This is a genomic window from Pseudobacter sp., assembly GCF_051955275.1.
GTDB lineage: Bacteria > Bacteroidota > Bacteroidia > Chitinophagales > Chitinophagaceae > Pseudobacter.
On the sequence record NZ_JBQCGW010000141.1, the window covers coordinates 16893 to 33046 of the forward strand.

The following is a 16154-nucleotide window of genomic DNA, read 5'->3' on the forward strand; positions in this document are numbered from 1 at the left end:
TTGTTTTGTAGTAATAATTCTATACGGATACAATTAATACGGTGTTCAAAAAATAATGGCTCCGGGGAACCGGAGCCATGTGTCATTAGTTATACAGGTCAACTTAGCTTGCTCTTACAAAAAGACCGGAGGCATAGAAATGCCGCCAGGCAAGCACGTGCCTTCCAAACGATAATGGATACAGAGACTGCCGCAATAAAAATTGCGCAGTGGATTTACATAGGGTTGGCGATTGGTATAGAGAATACTATTAAAATCATTAATTAATCGATAACCGGGAACGGCAGGACTGCCGTCAGAAAAAAGTGTAGCTGCTAATCAGAGTGTGTGAACCAGGATGATCAATCCTCCCTCAACCATGATTGATCTGCGTGTGTTGAGAACCGGTATATTACCGATGCTTAAACAAAGATAATTTAACATTTAATATGGAAGTGTAGGTGCAGTTCCAAATGCTTGTAGTAAAACTTCGATTTTGTGGAACGATCATATGTGTAGGAATATTATTGTATCTTGGCTCCGTTTTTATAGCACCTGGTTATAACGGGTAACCCGGTTTGGCAACTCTCCAGTTCTGAAAACCATTGAAAAATACTCTATGCCGAACATTCTGATTGCGGATGATCACGCGATCGTACGCTATGGAACTACCCTTATCATTAAAGACCTTATGCCCGGTGTTCAGGTTTCTGAAGCTGAAAATTTCAGCCAGGTGCTCAAATTACTGAACCAGCAAAGGTTCGATCTCCTCATTCTCGACATCAATATTCCCGGTGGCAACAATCTCCAGATGATAGATGTGGCAAGGCTTCATCAGCCCCAGATACGGATCCTGATCTTCTCCGGATATGATGAACAACTCTTTGCCCTGCGTTACCTCCAGGCCGGCGTTGACGGCTACCTGGTAAAGCATTCCCCCGAGGAAGAGCTCAAAACCGCGATCCGCACCATCCTCAATAACGAGAAGTACATCAGTTCCACCGTCCGACAGCACCTGCTGAACGGCCTCAATACAAAAACAGATATTTCCAAAAACCCATTACAATCACTTTCCAACAGGGAAATGGAAGTGATGCAACTGCTGATCAAAGGATCAAGTGTGGCCGATATCGGCAGCATGCTGAGCCTGCAGATATCTACTGTAAGTACATATAAAGCGAGAATATTCGATAAGCTGGATGTAGCCAATGTGATTGACCTGGCAGAGAAAGTAAGGCTCTACGGCGGGCAGGCATCCTGATCGCTTACTGTTGCTTCCTGAAGATCAGCTCCACCACTGTTCCCCCATCCTCAGCATCGCTGACATGGATACGGCCCTTCATCTGGGTCACCAGGTCCTTTACAATGATGAGGCCCAGGCCCGTCCTGCTGGTGAACCCTTTTTCAGCAGCACCGTAAACATTTTCTTCATTACACCAATGCTGCATTTCCCTGTTCATACCAAATCCGTTATCCTCCATAAGGATACTGAGTTCTGCATCGTTCTCCCTGGCGGAAATAGTGATCACCCCATTAAAAGTAGCTTTCACGGCATTGTCTATGAGATTATGGATCACAATACCGAGCAGGTGCCGGTTACTTCGAATATAGGTTCCCGGTAGTATATTGCTGAGGATCTTTGTATTCTGTTCCGCCGCAATCTCGTTGAAGATCTGCAGCCTGTTCTCCACCAGCTCGTTCAGACAGAAATTATCCATCACGATATCGATACCGGAAGAGTTGAGCTTGATGTACTGCAACAGGTTGTCCGTTAGATGGTACATCCTGTAACCCGATTCGTAGATCAGGTGGGCAGTGCGCTTTCCTTCGTCCCCCCGCTCCCCTTCCGTTTTGTCGTACAGCCTGCGGGCCGCACTGGTCAGGTATTTCAGCGGCGTTTTGATATCATGGGTGATAGCGGTGATCAGTCTCTGCTGCATGCGCGTCTGGCGGCGGAGAATATCCTCGGATTGCTGCAGCTCCGTGAGCGTGGCCTTCAGCGCCTGCGTGCGCTCATCGATCTTTTGCTCCAGCTGCGTATTCTTTTTGCGGATGTACCGGAACTTGATACGCATGTACAGGAAGAAACCGGCAATGATGCAGAAGATCACCAGTGCACGGAACCAGGCCGTTTCATAAAATGCCAGTGGCACCACCACCAGCAGGCTTTTCACCATCCGGTTATTACCCCCGAATCCATTGGCCTTGCGGAAACGGATCTCGTATGTACCCGAGGCCAACGCAGAAAGTTTGATACTGCCATCCGCATCCAGCGGCAGCCAGGTGGCGGCATTGTCATCTTTAATCAGTGCAAAATCAAGCTGCCTGTTGTATGGATTCCCGAAATAGGGCGTGGTGATAAAGATGCGGATGAAGTCGAAACTTTTGTCGAAAAACAAAGTGTCGGCATGCGCCATGGTTTCACCATCCACTTCTATCCTGTCTATGAAAAGGCGCGCATCCGGTACTTCCGGAACAAAATCCAGCGGATTTCCCACCACCAGGCCGTTCAGGGATGGTAAAGAGAAATATCCATTATCCAATTTTACAGCACAGGGCTGGCAGCCGCCATTGAATTCATTGGTGAGAAAGCCGGTGTATTTATCATAATAGAGATAATACGGATTCGGTAGTTTGCCATCGGCATAATCAAGCAGGTCCTGGCGCGATGCCTGGAACAATCCTTTATTGGTGGTGATCCAGAAAAAACCCCGGCCATCTTCCAGTATGCAATGAGAAGATGCCAGGTAATTGCCTTTGTCGAGCGGCAACTTGATAAGCTTTGTTCCGTTGTAGAGGAAGTAGCCATCTTCATGAGTGGTGATCCAGAGCTCATTGTTCTGGCGGAGGTATAAACTGCGTATATATTTGCCTGCTAATCCGGGAATTGAGTCCACTTCTCCGGTACGCTTGTTCACGTTGTACAGTCCTGTGCTGGTGCCGATCCAGAGGTTATCCGGCCCTTCTTCCTGGAAATAACAGATGTCCTTTATCTGCGGAAAAACTTCCACTGGCTTCGCATTTTCATCTTTCAGGTTCAGCTTCCAGGCAGAAAAGGCTTTCATACCGATGAACAGCGTGCCATGCTGATCTTCGTACAACATACTGACATGATAAGGGAAACGGTATTCTTTCAGCAGTTTACGGCCAGTGGAATCGAAGCGATAGAGCATGAACCGGTGCTTCACCCAGATATTTTTCCGGTGGTCCATCAGTATGCTGGACCGGTCCTCTTCCATGCGTTTGCGGAACTCAGGCAGCAGTTCATTCCGCTTATGAAGCCCCATCATTACGCCCTGTGGCGTAAGCACCCTGCCATTGCTCAGTCCCAGCTGTGCATAATAAACATCATCCGCATCATTCTCTCCAGACCTCAGCGTGTGGAAGGCTTTACGGGTAAACACAAACAGGCCGCGCGTATGGCTGCCCATAAAAAGGCGACGGTTGCGTGTATCATAGAATACGGAAAGGATCCGGTTCGATTCAAAATCAAAGCCCTTCAGCAACAGTTCAGTGGTAAGACCATTCCTGGCGCCGGGCTTAAGCAGGTACAGCCAGTCGCCCACCAGCAAAAAGGCCTGTCCTGCACTGGCATTCCAGAATATTTTCGGTTGTACCTTTCTGTTAACCACGCCCGCCTGCCACCGGATACTTCCCTGTACTTCGCCAGTAGCCTGGGCCTTTCCGTTTTCAATCAATGTCACCTTCAGATCACGCAGCTGGTAGAGCCGGTTACCCAACATGAAATAATTGGAATAATCCTCCGACCTGAAAGCCATCCCGATAGATATTAAGCCATCTTTATAATAGTTGATGGAATCCTTGCTGAGAATATAATAACTATCACCACCGGCATTGATCTTATACTTATCGATGGTGATCAGGGAGGCATAAATATTGGGAAGTCCCAAGGCATTATAGAGTTGATAATATCCGGCCTGCGTGCCGAAATTCATGGTGCCAAGCGGGGGGGCGCCGTGGTCAGACATATATGCCTGGCCGTTCTGCATGCAGATCACCTGGTCTTTTTCCGTAACGCCATAGAGATTACCTGTATTGAAATCGGAGATCAGCCAGCTCATGCGGCTGCTGGTAAGCGGGAGCACATTCTTGTTGAAGGAACGGAAATTCTGTCCATCGAACCGCACCACGCCGTTCTCTGTGATCATCCAGAGAAAGCCACTACGGTCGAATGCGATGGATTTGACACTGTTCTGTGGCAGGCCATTCTCATCCGTATACTGCCTGACCGTGTATTGCAGGGTATCGTGAGCAATAAGGTGAATGGGAACTACAAATATAAACGCAACGAGTACGGCTATTTTCATAAGAGTACAGCTACCCGCTATACGGGTTAATCCATAAATAATGAGAGGGAGTGTTGCCGGTCGTTAACTGTGTAACGCAAGGATAAGGTTCAGAAAATGAGCAGCAAACATACAATTATTATCCTGCCTGAAATTAAAAATTGATTATTTTCAAACCATTACTTTTAAACCGATCATCATGGTTAGGAATTCAACCTTATTTATTTTTATCCTCCTGATTATGACCAGCGCCTGCAATAATATCGATACTCCCGCGCTACTGAAAGAGCAAATATTAACGGAACTGTCCAGCCATCCCGGCCAGTATGCTGTAGCATTCAAAGACCTTGCATCCGGTGAAGAAGTACTGATTAACGAAAAGGCAGTTTTTCATGCGGCAAGCACCATGAAAACACCCGTGATGATTGAAGTACTCAAGCAAGCCGGACAGGGCCGCTTTCTGCTCACCGATTCATTTATTGTGAAGAATGAATTCAAAAGCATTGTGGATAGCAGCAGCTATCAGCTTGACTCCACTGAGGACAGCGACAAAGACATTTACAAACAACTCGGCCAGAGTGTTCCACTGGATCAACTGGTGCGCAACATGATCATCAAAAGCAGCAACCTCTCCACCAATATGGTGATAGAACTGGTGGGTGCCAGCAATGTGAACAATACCATGCGGGAACTGGGCGCAAAAGATATCCTGGTGTTGCGCGGCGTGGAAGACAGTAAAGCATTTGATAAAGGTCTCAACAACACAACAACTGCCAGGGACCTGATGATCATTTTTGAAAAGATAGCGAAAGACCAGGTGGTCAGCAAGCAGGCCTGCCAACTGATGCGCGGGATCCTGCTTGACCAGCATTTCAATGCCATCTTACCGGCAAAATTACCCAAAGACGTACAGGTTGCCCATAAAACCGGCAATATCACCGGTGTGGAACACGATGGAGGGATCGTATATATGAAAAATGGAAAAAGTTATGTGCTTGTCCTGCTGAGCAAAGGCTTCCAGGATGAAGCCGGCAATAAAGAAATGCTGGCAGGCATTTCAAAGATGGTCTACGACTACGAAAGCAGGAAATAATACAGGGGTGATTGAGACAACACATTCATCACAAATACCACCGGGGTCAGCTTTCGTAAAGGATAATCCCTGCGGCAGACGCGCAGTATCAGTAATTCTGCTGCAATAGAAACTGAATAAAAAACGGCCATCATCATCCAGGGCGCAGGCATGGCCGGGCGGTTCCAGGTAAGCGCCATCAGGCTGAGTACCGTCACAACCACAGCCACCAGGTTAGCCAGCGTTGAGTAAGCCAGTGACGGCAGCAGCTTCTGGTAGCCTGCCTTATACAGGATCAGCCCCTCGATGATAACGGTCAGCAGGAGCTGCAAGAGGAACAACGGGATCAGGTGCAGCGAATGAGCAAATTCGAAAACTCTGAACATATCTACAGTATTAGGGGTGCTTATTTAGACGCTGCCGTCCGCAATTTCCTGCACTCCCCGGCCGGCTGACCTTCCATCCACCCCGCAAACGGTTGCGTGACCAGAACAAACAAATATTGCTTACCCTGATTAGCACATGATAAACAAAAATTATCCCGTATTTGGCAAATATCTATAAAAATTGATAATATTGGTTTAATGAAAGTGCTGCAATTTACGGTCCCGATTGTACAGAAAGGCTCCCTGGCAGTGCAGGAAGACATCCTGCCCTATTTCTACAATTATTATCACCGCCATGCAGAAGCCCAGATAACGCTGATCATTAAAGGCGAGGGCACGTTTATTGCCGGAAACTATACCCAGCCCTTCAAACCGGGGGAGGTATATATCCTGGGCGCCAACCAGCCGCATATCTTCAAAGCAGATTCCCGCTATTTTGAGAACCAGCAGGAAAACAATATCCACGCTATCCATATCTATTTTGATCAGGATGCTTTGCTGAAAGGCATTCTCAATCTGCAGGAACTGGAAAGCATCCGCAGGTTCATGCTCAGCTCAGGCAATGGTTACCAGCTGCCCGACCAGTACTGCGGCATGGCATCACTCATGATCAAGCGCATCAACAGCACTGAAAGAGCCGAACGCCTGTTTGAATTCTTCCGGTTGATGCAATTCTTTGCCAATGATGTGAAAGACTGGAAGTCTTTATCCAACGGCTTCTCAAAGTACTCCTTTACTGACAGTGAAGGACTGCGCATGAACGATATCTATCAGTATACCGTTGAGCATTATGCGGAGGACATTTCTTTGAAACGCGTTTCAGAAGTGGCGCATATTACCCCCCATGCTTTCTGCAAATACTTCAAGAAACATACGAGAAAAACGTATATGAGCTTCCTGAACGAGATCCGGATCAACGAAGCCTGCAAACGCATCATCAATGGTGATTTCGATTCCATTTCAAGCATCGCCTACTCCATCGGATTCAACAATACCATCACTTTCAACAGGGTATTCAAAAAAGTGACAGGTATGACTCCTACCAGTTATATCTCCGGCTACAAGCGTAAATGATACAGCTTCCCCAAGGCAGGATCACTAGCAGTTCATTCTAATTATCCTCCATTCAGTGCCGCACTAAAAAAATATAAGAAAAACAGAGACCGCGTCTGGTAACTTCTCTTCTCCCGATTGTATTACCTGCGAAGAAGTGTGCGTAGCCCTTCTGAATCCAACATTCCATAAGAGGTAAACCATAACCCGATATACCATGACCCGTAAGTTTACGTGCTTATTTGTATTTGTATTCCTGTGTAATTTCCTCATCCACGCTCAGAGCGGTCAGCCCGATCCTTCCTTTGGAGTCAATGGATTCCACCAGGTCAATTACGGACAGGGGAAACTGAAGGCCACGGAAGCGTTCATGCATTCCAGTGGAAGTATCATTGCTGGCGGCAGCCAGTATCTTTCCAATGCAAATGACAATGCTGTCTTTTCCTTCCATCAGAATGGCATGTTGAATACTTCCTTCGGAAACAATGGAGTTGCCATTGTGAGAACATCCTCCGATAATGATTCTGTAGTACAGCTACAGGAGATGCCTAACCACAATATTCTTGTATTGTCGGCAAGCAGAGCCATCTCATCCGGTATCGAATCAGTGCTCTTTCAGTTACTGCCAAACGGCAGCCTCGATATGAGCTTTGGGGTTAACGGAATCGCCACCTGGAGCCGGAACACCAGTTCCCTTATGCATACCTACCCCCAACAGGTGGCGGTATTGCCTGATGGCAGTTTCCTGATCCTTTATCTTGCCATGGCCGACAACTATTATCCGGCCATTGTGAAGCTGCTGCCTGATGGAAGTAAAGACAATAGTTTTGGCGTGAACGGCGTATTCGTTTCATCGCATACGGCTAATGCATACCTCAACCCCGTATCGAAGGCGCGCATGCATGTGAATCCAGACAACTCCTTACTCATGTATTGGATGCATGAGCAGGGCATCGGCTCACCGGGAAACGACAGCCTGCATATGGAAAAACTGCTGCCTGCCGGCTTCAGGGACCTGAGCTTCGGCGTGAATGGAGATGGAGTAATGAGACGTGAACTGATCAGCTCCCGTTACTCCATGACGGATGGCGCCACCATGACGGACGGTTCGATCCTGATCGGCTTCAATCAACCAGTGACATCCGAATACACCAATATCTTTTATTACAGGATACTTCCCGACGGCGCTCCTTTCACCACCTTCGGAACGAATGGCCTGGTCCATCCAACCGGGCTGTCTGGCCTGAATGCCATGCGCCGCATCACGCCATTACCCAATGGTGGCGCCATGGTGGCAGGTTTGGTTCAATATGGCTCAATAGCGTATATGGAACCCTTTTTCCAGGCTATCAAATTTGACAAAGAGGGCCAGGACCATTCATATGGCTATGGAGGTTTTGTATATTATGGAGGCGATGGAGTGCAAAAGATTGGAGGCCAGTTGGTACAGAACAGTGATAACAGCAGCTGGCTGGTGGGTTATTCCGGTGAATACCCGGTTGATGAACCCAACTGGGCAATCAGCCTGACCCACCTCGATGAAAGCGGGAATATTGGTGAATACGGATATGATAACCAGGTCAACAATACCAGGCATAACACTGAAGCACAATCGCTGGCCACGCAACCAGACGGGAAGATACTGATTGGCGGATATTCTTTCCGCAGTTCAAGGAGAGGCCTGCTCCTCACACGCACCCTTGCCAATGGCAGTACAGATGCAAGCTTCGGGAACAATGGATTTGTTCACCGGGAGATCGGAAGACAGGAGGATGTACAGGCCATCAAAGTACTGCCTGATGGAAAGATCCTACTGGCAGGAAATACATTCAGTAATTCATTTGTACAGGGAATTTATCTCGCAAGGTTCAATGATGATGGCAGCGTAGATAACAGCTTCGGTTCAGGAGGCATTTCCCTTTCTGCATCAACTACCAATGCCAGCACCAGGAGCGTGATCTTCCAACCGGATGGCAAGGTTCTGGTCGGCGCCAATGTGCTGGGCCAGATGCGTGTGTTCCGCTTCCTCGAAGACGGTAGCCCGGACAACACCTTCGGTAGCAGCGGCATCAGTTCCTGTACATTCGGGCTCGATAATAGTATGCTGGAAGGCCTCACCATTCAGCCGGATGGTCATATCCTGGTAACAGGCACAGCGCGCCAGGGAATCAATTCATTCTTTGGCATCCTTCGTCTCTTGCCCGATGGCAGCATCGATGTTTCTTTCAATTCAACCGGTACGCAGACCATCGCTCCATATGGCTCCACCAATACGGCCAGGTTCTCCCTTGTTCAACCGGATAACAAGATCGTGGTGGGCGGCTATTCCAATACCCCGGCAGGGCAACAGTTCACAGTAACAAGACTGAATGCGGACGGCAGTATCGACCTGGGCTTTGGAAGTTCCGGCAGCAATTATATCAGCAACGGAACATTGAGCCAGCCTAATAAAGGATTGCTGTTACCGGATGGAAAAATTGTAATGGCAGGCCTTTCATTGAATGGCTCCAGCACCTCCTTTATGTTAGCCAGCTTCAACGCTGACGGAAGCATCAATACTGGTTTCGGCACAGGTGGGGTCTATGCCAATGTAAATGGTGGCGATGCGAAGGCCATTCTTTTTCAACCTGCCGGCAACAGGTTGCTGGCAGCAGGAAGAACCACCAGCAACAGTGTTACAGACCTGTTACTGGTGAGGTTCATGTATACTCCAGGCACACTCCCGATCACCTGGGGAAGCTTCACAGCTGAAAAGATGAACAGATCCGTTCAGTTGAAATGGACAACCCTGCAGGAGATCAATACTGTTGATTTTCTGCTGCAGCACAGCAATAATGGGCAGCAATGGACTAATATAGCAACTGTAACTGCTGCCGGGCATTCAGGTTCTGCCAGGATCTATAATTTCGTGCATCATCACCCTGCCAGTGGCAATAACCAGTACAGGATCCTGCAGCGGGATATTGATGGCGCTTCCACGTACAGCCAGATCAGGCAGATTCAAATGGGAGCGGCACAGGAAGGATTGCAGGTTTTCGGAAATATCGTAAGCGAAGGAACACTTCGGGTGCAGGCCCCTGCCGGTTCAGTGCTGATTCAACTGATCAGCAGCTCCGGCCAGATAATACAAAAGATAAAAGCCAGTGGCAGGCTGGAACAGATAGATGTAAGCCGCTGCATCAACGGTTTTTATTTTGTGGTGTACGGAAAAGAGGTGAAAAAGATAGTGATCCGGAATTAAGAGTCTCTATAGCGATATCGATCCTCCTGCCTTTGTAATTGGGCAGGAGGATTTCTTTACCGGCACAGCGCCACATATGCAGGTGGTTGTAATGTTAAATATTCTCGATTGTCCTCCGGCACTTGCAGATGTCTCCGGCAAACGATACATTTGTTGCACATATCTTTTTACATGAAAAGTCTTTACCTGATCGTCCTTACCGCTTCGGTTACAGCTATGTCCGCCTGTTCCAAAAGTAATTCCGCCATGAACGGAGAATATGTGGCAGACTACGGTGTAACCGCTTCTGTGAAGATGTTTGCCGCCAGTGGCGAAGTGAAGGACCAGGGAGTGATCCGGCAATACATCAGTGCGCGTAAGCTGACGGACCGGTATTTCCCGCAGCAACGGGTTGCGGTAGATGAATCGCAATTCTCCCTGACCGTTTCAGGCGATAAGCTCACTATCAAAAGGCCGGGATTGATCAACGGCGAACAATCCAGCAGAATGATCGGCGCAATCCGCCATCTTGTGACCTGGAAAGGACAGGTAAGAGTGATGATACCTGACGGCGTGATCAATGTAAATTCAAAATGTGCAGACCTGAGCCTGAACCTGCTTCAGTATCCGGTACAGCAATTGGATTATCAGCTGACGCCGGGTATCACAGGCTTCAAGGCTTCCTATATTCCCGGCGTGGAATACGCGATAGACCTTAAACCCGGCGCAGTAACAATTCCGTTTCTTGCATTCACGGCCTCCCATGATGAAGTCACACAAAGCTGTATGGCTTCAGACGCCACTTTCAATGTACTGAAGGAAGCCGGTGCAGCAGGGCTTCAGAGCGGAGACACCATCCTCATTCAGGAAAGCACCCTGCACCTGAAGAAAAAATGATCAGCGTAACCAGTCACTCATCTGTAATACCTATGTAACCACTACATTCACAGGCTTGGGAGCAACCGCCTTCACCACAGCTTCTATTTATGACAGTTTGACAAGCGCATTAAAGATGAAAAAGAGGCAAATTAAACCTACCAGGTATTGAATAAAGAACAAATAGATATGAGCCCTCTTTTCATATTTCAACTTACCAAGATCGATCCTGAGAGAAAAGAAAACAAGGACGGTATACACAATAACGTACTCAACTTTATTCCAGCCAATAAAATTGTCTGGCATTATCGGATAAGCAGGCTGAACATGATTCCATTGGTAATAATTAATGATTACGAATACTGAAATAAAAATAAAGGACCAGATAAGGATAAGCCATTTCTTATACCCGTAATACCACCATATTTTATTCAGGAACAATCCAGCTTTCCCAAAAACATTCGCTTTGCTGAATTTCCATTTATAAAAATCCAGATCGACATTCTCCAGGCTTTGCATCTTCCCTTCTCTTCTGAACTTTTCTATCAGCATTTGAAAGGTGCTACTGGTCAGATCATCATTCATTATTCCATTGCGATAGGAATATTCATTGGCTGTATCGAAAATCAGCCTTGTATAATTATTATAGACAAACCTCACATCCTGGAAATCTGTATTCTTAATCATTAAGCTCAATGGTCTACCAGTCGGCAGCACATCAATATTGAGGGATTTGGGTAATAATCCACAATCAACAAATATCAGCGTATCACAACTGAATCCCGACAGATTTAGATCCGGAGCGAAATCAACTTTGTAAAATACCAGTTTATTAAAATGCAACCCTGCCCAGGACCAAAATCTGCTTTTAAAATAAGAATCGATCACTTCTAATTTTGGAATCAATTTCTTTTCCCCAATCTCCCCGGATATGATGCATTCACCCATTATTGAATCCTTTTCCAACACAATATCCAGGGATGTAACCTTATCCAACACCAATTTATTGAAACGGGACTGCCGGATAGCTATTCTTCTGCGATAAGCATTTGAATCCGGGCAGATATTGGCAAGACGGATATCATCAATCCTGCTACCTTCGATAACCAGCCCGCTATTTACGCTATCTATATCCAGGTCATCAACTTTTAATCCACGTATCTCCAAATCATCGGATTCAATATTCCTCATTGACATTTTTGAGTTATACCGGCCCTGGATTTTAATATTATGAAACCCAAGCAGCCCCTGAGTACGGATATTCCTGACCTTCAGCTCATCTATCAGATGGATCGTATAACCATTATAGTCTGAATTCGCACCAGGAAGGATTTTAAATCCGGGCCTGTAAACCTGTCCTTCTATATCAGAAAGTTCTACTGCATATGGAAGAGTAAATGTCAGTGTATTATTGTTGAAATACTTTTTTGCCGGTTTGATTGAGGTTAATATTTCACCTATAACACTCCTGTCAAAATTAGCTACCAGGATATTCTTAAACATAAGGTTTCTGGAATCTGGCCTGTCAGTCCATCTGCCGTGGTCACTGAATTTCAGCTGAAATGGACGGGCGAAATCCCAGGTTGAATAAATAGTATCCTGGGCAGGAAGCAATTTTGGGAAAAAGGCAAGAATGTATACAATCAAAAAACGTAACATGAGATGTCATTATCCCTTTAAAATAGTCTTTTTTAATAATAAATCATATCGCTACACCTCAAAGGAAAAATGAGATCGTTTCCGTAGCAGTAATGAAAATGCAAAAGGCAACCCATTGCCGGATTGCCTTTTTGCGTGGAATAGCCTTCAGTATTGCTCATTTACTGGCAGCCTTAAGCAATACGGCATCTGCCGCCACTGCTCCTTTTCCACCGCCGCCTGAGATCTGGATATAAGGAGTTCTCCTGCTCGAGAACACAAAGGAGCCAAGCCATATCCATTCTCCTGTTGTTTGTCCTGCTACCTTTACTTCCTGCGGCCGTATCTTCTTATGATGCGTTTGTTTGCCATCATAGATCCCGATCTCAATTTCATGGGCCATATACGGCAGTTTGGGCAGATAGGTGTACACGGCATACTGCCCTGCCTTTTTGATCTCCGGGAGAAAACGGACTGTAGCTTTTTCCACAGTGCCTGAATCGCTCACCAGCATGGAAGGCCCGTAACTTCTTCTGGTTTGTTTTTTCCAGACACCACTGATTGTAATGCGGGAAGAATCTGCATCATCCACCAGAATATCGGGCGCACTGCCATCCAACAATGGATCATCCTGCAATACTTTCCGGATCTCAGCAACATTCACCTGCTGAACGGTGTTTTGCTTGTCAAGAGCAAGACTGGCAGCAATCCCGGAAGCCTGTGCAAGCGCCATGAACACGGGCTCCATGCGGATAGACCCGTATGCAATATGGCTGGCCGATAAACATACCGGCACCAGCAGATTGCTGCATTCAGCAGCTTTGGGAGTTAAAGACCTGTAAGCAATGGGATATGGGCCGAATCCACCGACCTCCACATTGCCTTCATTCTTCACCATCTTAACGCCATTCTTTTCAACTACGATACGCTGGCAATTATGAGAGTCCATCGTGTAAGCAGCCATGGCTATACCGTCGGCAACCCGCTCGCGTGCTTCGCAGTTTGCCTGCGTCATCACATAAGCGCCACTCATTCGCCGGGCTTCCCGTACATAGAGCTGCGGTGTCCAGTTTCCATTATCGGTGTATTCGTCTTTCGGGTACCCCCATTCCAGCATCTGGTTACGCAGGTGCGTTGGTACACGGGGATCATGACCTATAAAATAGAGGAGTCCTTTTGTATAAACTTCATGTTCCGTGCGGATCTGTTCCCTGTCTGCATAACCCGCTTCGGGATAGTGATGGTTCATACCAATCATATCCGTGGAGAACGGACCTTTGTTATTGATATCCGTTTTTTGATTGGGCATGATATCAATCTTTAAAAATGGTTTCAGATCTGCCGGTTTTACCTGTTGAATAAAACGAAGCAGCAATTCATATTTCGTGGAGTCATATCCAGCCGGTCTTGTAATATCTATACGGTTTAAAGGATTATTGGTGAGGCAGATTCGGAAATTGTAAGCCTGCACCATCCGGTCTCCAGATCCCTGTGCTGAAACTGAATTATCTGAAATCCCCCAAAGGAGCCCGCTGCGGGCATCTCCGGGGATTTTGTAGGGATCGATATTATCAGGGAACTGATGCCCTTCCATCAGTTGAACTCCGTTATAGGTTTCACCGTAAGTGCTGTTGCTTTCTCTGCCCACGGTATAGGAAATACCGGCCTTTGCCATCAGATCACCCTCATAGCTGCAATCGATGAACATCTTTGCATGGATCAATTCATCAGCTGCTGGTTTCTGTGATGGTTCAATAGTTATTCCTGTTATGGTATTACCATTTTTTTGTACACCCTTCAGGCGATATCCGGATTGTACAGGCACATCCGCTGATTTCAGATATTCCCATAAAATATTTTCTGCTACAGATGGCTCAAAGATCCAGTTCTCAAAATTGCCATAATGCTTCCCCAGCCTTCGATAGAAGTCAAGTGCAAGTCCACTGATCGCGAACTTGTTTCCGATATCAGTGTAACCAAGACCGCCGGTAGTGAGCCCGCCTATATGTTTGCCAGGCTCTATCAGCAAAACGGACTTTCCCATTTTCTTTGCGCTGTAGGCAGCCATTACTCCCGCAGCATTGCCACCATACACAACTACATCAAATTTTTTTGTAACAGGGACTGGCAGGTCAGTTACTTTTTTGGACCAGCCGGGTGGAGTATCTACTGCAATATTGTTTACCTCTACACCCTTGAAGAACACGGGCGCAGTCAGGTTCTGTAACCCGCTGACAGCGCGCACCTGCAGCCCATCCACATCTCCCGCAATGACCGGTATGCGCGGATCTGGGGCAGTAGCATTCAGCATCAGTCCGTTTACCTGTACATTCTTTGCATGCCTGATGAACAATCCGGAAGCAGGCAGTTCTTTCCAGGCAGTGGGTTGTGGATATCCTTTTTCGTCTTCTTCAACTTTGGAAAGATCGCTGAGATATTGTCCGGATTTCAACCCTCCGCGGTGTGTGATCTGAATATTGGACAAAGAAATATTCTCCACGTTATGTCCGGGAATACCCGTGATAGAAGAACAATAATTGCCTGTATTATAAGCCACGATATTATTGATGACAACATTGCGCAGACTCCCAACACCCGGCTCAGGCGCTGCCGCTGTATGTTTCCTGGCCCTGTTGCCCAACCTGACAAACAACGGGCAATCATTTCCTTCAATGGAAATATTACTGATACTCACGCCGTCCATTATTCCTCCATCTACAATTTCCAGGGAGAGTGCGGCAATACCCCGGGCTGTACCGTAGATGGGCGGATGAAGATTGGTGCTTGGTTTGATCACACAATTGGAGATGGAAATATTTTTGAATCCACCCGTTGATTCAGTGCCGGCCTTGATAGCATTACAAAAACTGGAAACGATGCAATTGGTGATCACAACGTTTTCACAACCGGCAGCACCAGTGCTTTTCAGCACAATGGCATCATCATCAGTGTCAAAGATTGAGTTAGAGAGAATGAAATTGCGGCAACCATCGATATCTATTCCATCATTATTCCGGTTGGCATGATTGTATACATTGATGCCATCCACAAACACATCATCGCAATCCAGGTAATGCTGGTTCCAGATTCCCGCATTCCGCATGCTGATATGCTGCACCCTGATCTTTTTGCAGGAAATGAACAACACATTTCTTGGTCTGCCATCCATATCGCTTTTATACGCGGAAGCGGGATCAGGTTGTTGTGCTGCGCCATTGCCATCGATGGTACCGGTTCCGGTGATAGCGATATCAGAAACCTCATTCGCATAAATAAGTGCCCGCCATCCGCCCGGATCTTTCTGTGAGCGGTAACTGGGTTGGGGTTGTACCGGAAAGTCATTCAGACTGGTACTTGCCAGCAGCACGGCGCCTGCTTCCAGATGCAACTCAACATGGGTTTTCATCAGCAGGGTGCCTGTCCTGAAAACTCCAGATGGCACAATAACCCGGCCGCCACCTGCTTTATGGCAGGCCTCGATGGCCTTATTGATACTAATGGTATTCAGGAACCGGGCTCCGGGCCTGGCGCCGTAAGCGGTGATGGGAAAATCTTTCGCCAATGCTGTTCCAGCAAAGGCTACGATCAACAGAAAAAATAAAACACTCGTTCTCATATAGGAT

9 protein-coding genes are annotated in these 16154 nt (G+C 47.0%); 5 read left to right on the forward strand and 4 right to left on the reverse strand.

What is annotated here, in order from left to right:
- The first annotated feature begins 598 nt into the window (after positions 1 to 598).
- Complete coding sequence (locus ACTHMC_RS12260; protein ID WP_440413415.1) at positions 599 to 1240, forward strand: response regulator; 642 nt, start codon at positions 599 to 601, stop codon at positions 1238 to 1240.
- A 4-nt stretch (positions 1241 to 1244) separates the two neighbouring features.
- On the opposite strand, the gene ACTHMC_RS12265 is transcribed toward ACTHMC_RS12260, so the two are convergent.
- Complete coding sequence (locus tag ACTHMC_RS12265; protein WP_440413416.1) at positions 1245 to 4307, reverse strand: sensor histidine kinase; 3063 nt, start codon at positions 4305 to 4307, stop codon at positions 1245 to 1247.
- A 178-nt stretch (positions 4308 to 4485) separates the two neighbouring features.
- Here ACTHMC_RS12265 and ACTHMC_RS12270 point away from each other — a divergent pair, with 178 nt between their 5' ends.
- Entirely contained in the window at positions 4486 to 5379 is an 894-nt protein-coding gene (locus tag ACTHMC_RS12270) for a serine hydrolase (RefSeq protein WP_440413417.1), read from the forward strand.
- On the opposite strand, the gene ACTHMC_RS12275 is transcribed toward ACTHMC_RS12270, so the two are convergent.
- A complete protein-coding gene (locus ACTHMC_RS12275; RefSeq protein ID WP_440413418.1) occupies positions 5361 to 5744 on the reverse strand; it encodes a hypothetical protein in 384 nt (127 codons plus the stop codon). The two genes, ACTHMC_RS12270 and ACTHMC_RS12275, sit on opposite strands and share 19 nt — an antisense overlap.
- Before the next feature lie 198 nt (positions 5745 to 5942).
- Between ACTHMC_RS12275 and ACTHMC_RS12280 the strand changes: the two genes are divergently transcribed.
- The 3 genes from ACTHMC_RS12280 to ACTHMC_RS12290 all read left to right on the forward strand — a co-directional run bounded on the left by ACTHMC_RS12280 (position 5943) and on the right by ACTHMC_RS12290 (position 10914).
- On the forward strand, positions 5943 to 6818 hold the full coding sequence (locus ACTHMC_RS12280; RefSeq protein ID WP_440413419.1) for an AraC family transcriptional regulator: 876 nt from the start codon (positions 5943 to 5945) through the stop codon (positions 6816 to 6818).
- Positions 6819 to 7014: 196 nt separating this feature from the next.
- Entirely contained in the window at positions 7015 to 10038 is a 3024-nt protein-coding gene (locus ACTHMC_RS12285) for a hypothetical protein (RefSeq protein ID WP_440413420.1), read from the forward strand.
- Between the two features lie 171 nt (positions 10039 to 10209).
- Complete coding sequence (locus tag ACTHMC_RS12290; protein WP_440413421.1) at positions 10210 to 10914, forward strand: hypothetical protein; 705 nt, start codon at positions 10210 to 10212, stop codon at positions 10912 to 10914.
- Positions 10915 to 11001: 87 nt separating this feature from the next.
- Here the strand turns inward: ACTHMC_RS12290 and ACTHMC_RS12295 are convergent, their stop codons facing one another.
- Positions 11002 to 12552, reverse strand: a complete 1551-nt coding sequence (locus ACTHMC_RS12295; protein ID WP_440413422.1) for a hypothetical protein — start codon at positions 12550 to 12552, stop codon at positions 11002 to 11004.
- Between the two features lie 157 nt (positions 12553 to 12709).
- Complete coding sequence (locus ACTHMC_RS12300; RefSeq protein WP_440413423.1) at positions 12710 to 16147, reverse strand: FAD-dependent oxidoreductase; 3438 nt, start codon at positions 16145 to 16147, stop codon at positions 12710 to 12712.
- Positions 16148 to 16154 lie beyond the last annotated feature (7 nt).

What these genes read in the sequence shown, in the direction of transcription:
- ACTHMC_RS12260 (WP_440413415.1), top strand. Translation starts at nt 599, where the DNA reads ATGCCGAACATTCTGATTGCGGATGATCACGCGATCGTACGCTATGGA.
- ACTHMC_RS12265 (WP_440413416.1), bottom strand. Translation starts at nt 4,307, where the DNA reads ATGAAAATAGCCGTACTCGTTGCGTTTATATTTGTAGTTCCCATTCAC.
- ACTHMC_RS12270 (WP_440413417.1), top strand. Translation starts at nt 4,486, where the DNA reads ATGGTTAGGAATTCAACCTTATTTATTTTTATCCTCCTGATTATGACC.
- ACTHMC_RS12275 (WP_440413418.1), bottom strand. Translation starts at nt 5,744, where the DNA reads ATGTTCAGAGTTTTCGAATTTGCTCATTCGCTGCACCTGATCCCGTTG.
- ACTHMC_RS12280 (WP_440413419.1), top strand. Translation starts at nt 5,943, where the DNA reads ATGAAAGTGCTGCAATTTACGGTCCCGATTGTACAGAAAGGCTCCCTG.
- ACTHMC_RS12285 (WP_440413420.1), top strand. Translation starts at nt 7,015, where the DNA reads ATGACCCGTAAGTTTACGTGCTTATTTGTATTTGTATTCCTGTGTAAT.
- ACTHMC_RS12290 (WP_440413421.1), top strand. Translation starts at nt 10,210, where the DNA reads ATGAAAAGTCTTTACCTGATCGTCCTTACCGCTTCGGTTACAGCTATG.
- ACTHMC_RS12295 (WP_440413422.1), bottom strand. Translation starts at nt 12,552, where the DNA reads ATGTTACGTTTTTTGATTGTATACATTCTTGCCTTTTTCCCAAAATTG.
- ACTHMC_RS12300 (WP_440413423.1), bottom strand. Translation starts at nt 16,147, where the DNA reads ATGAGAACGAGTGTTTTATTTTTTCTGTTGATCGTAGCCTTTGCTGGA.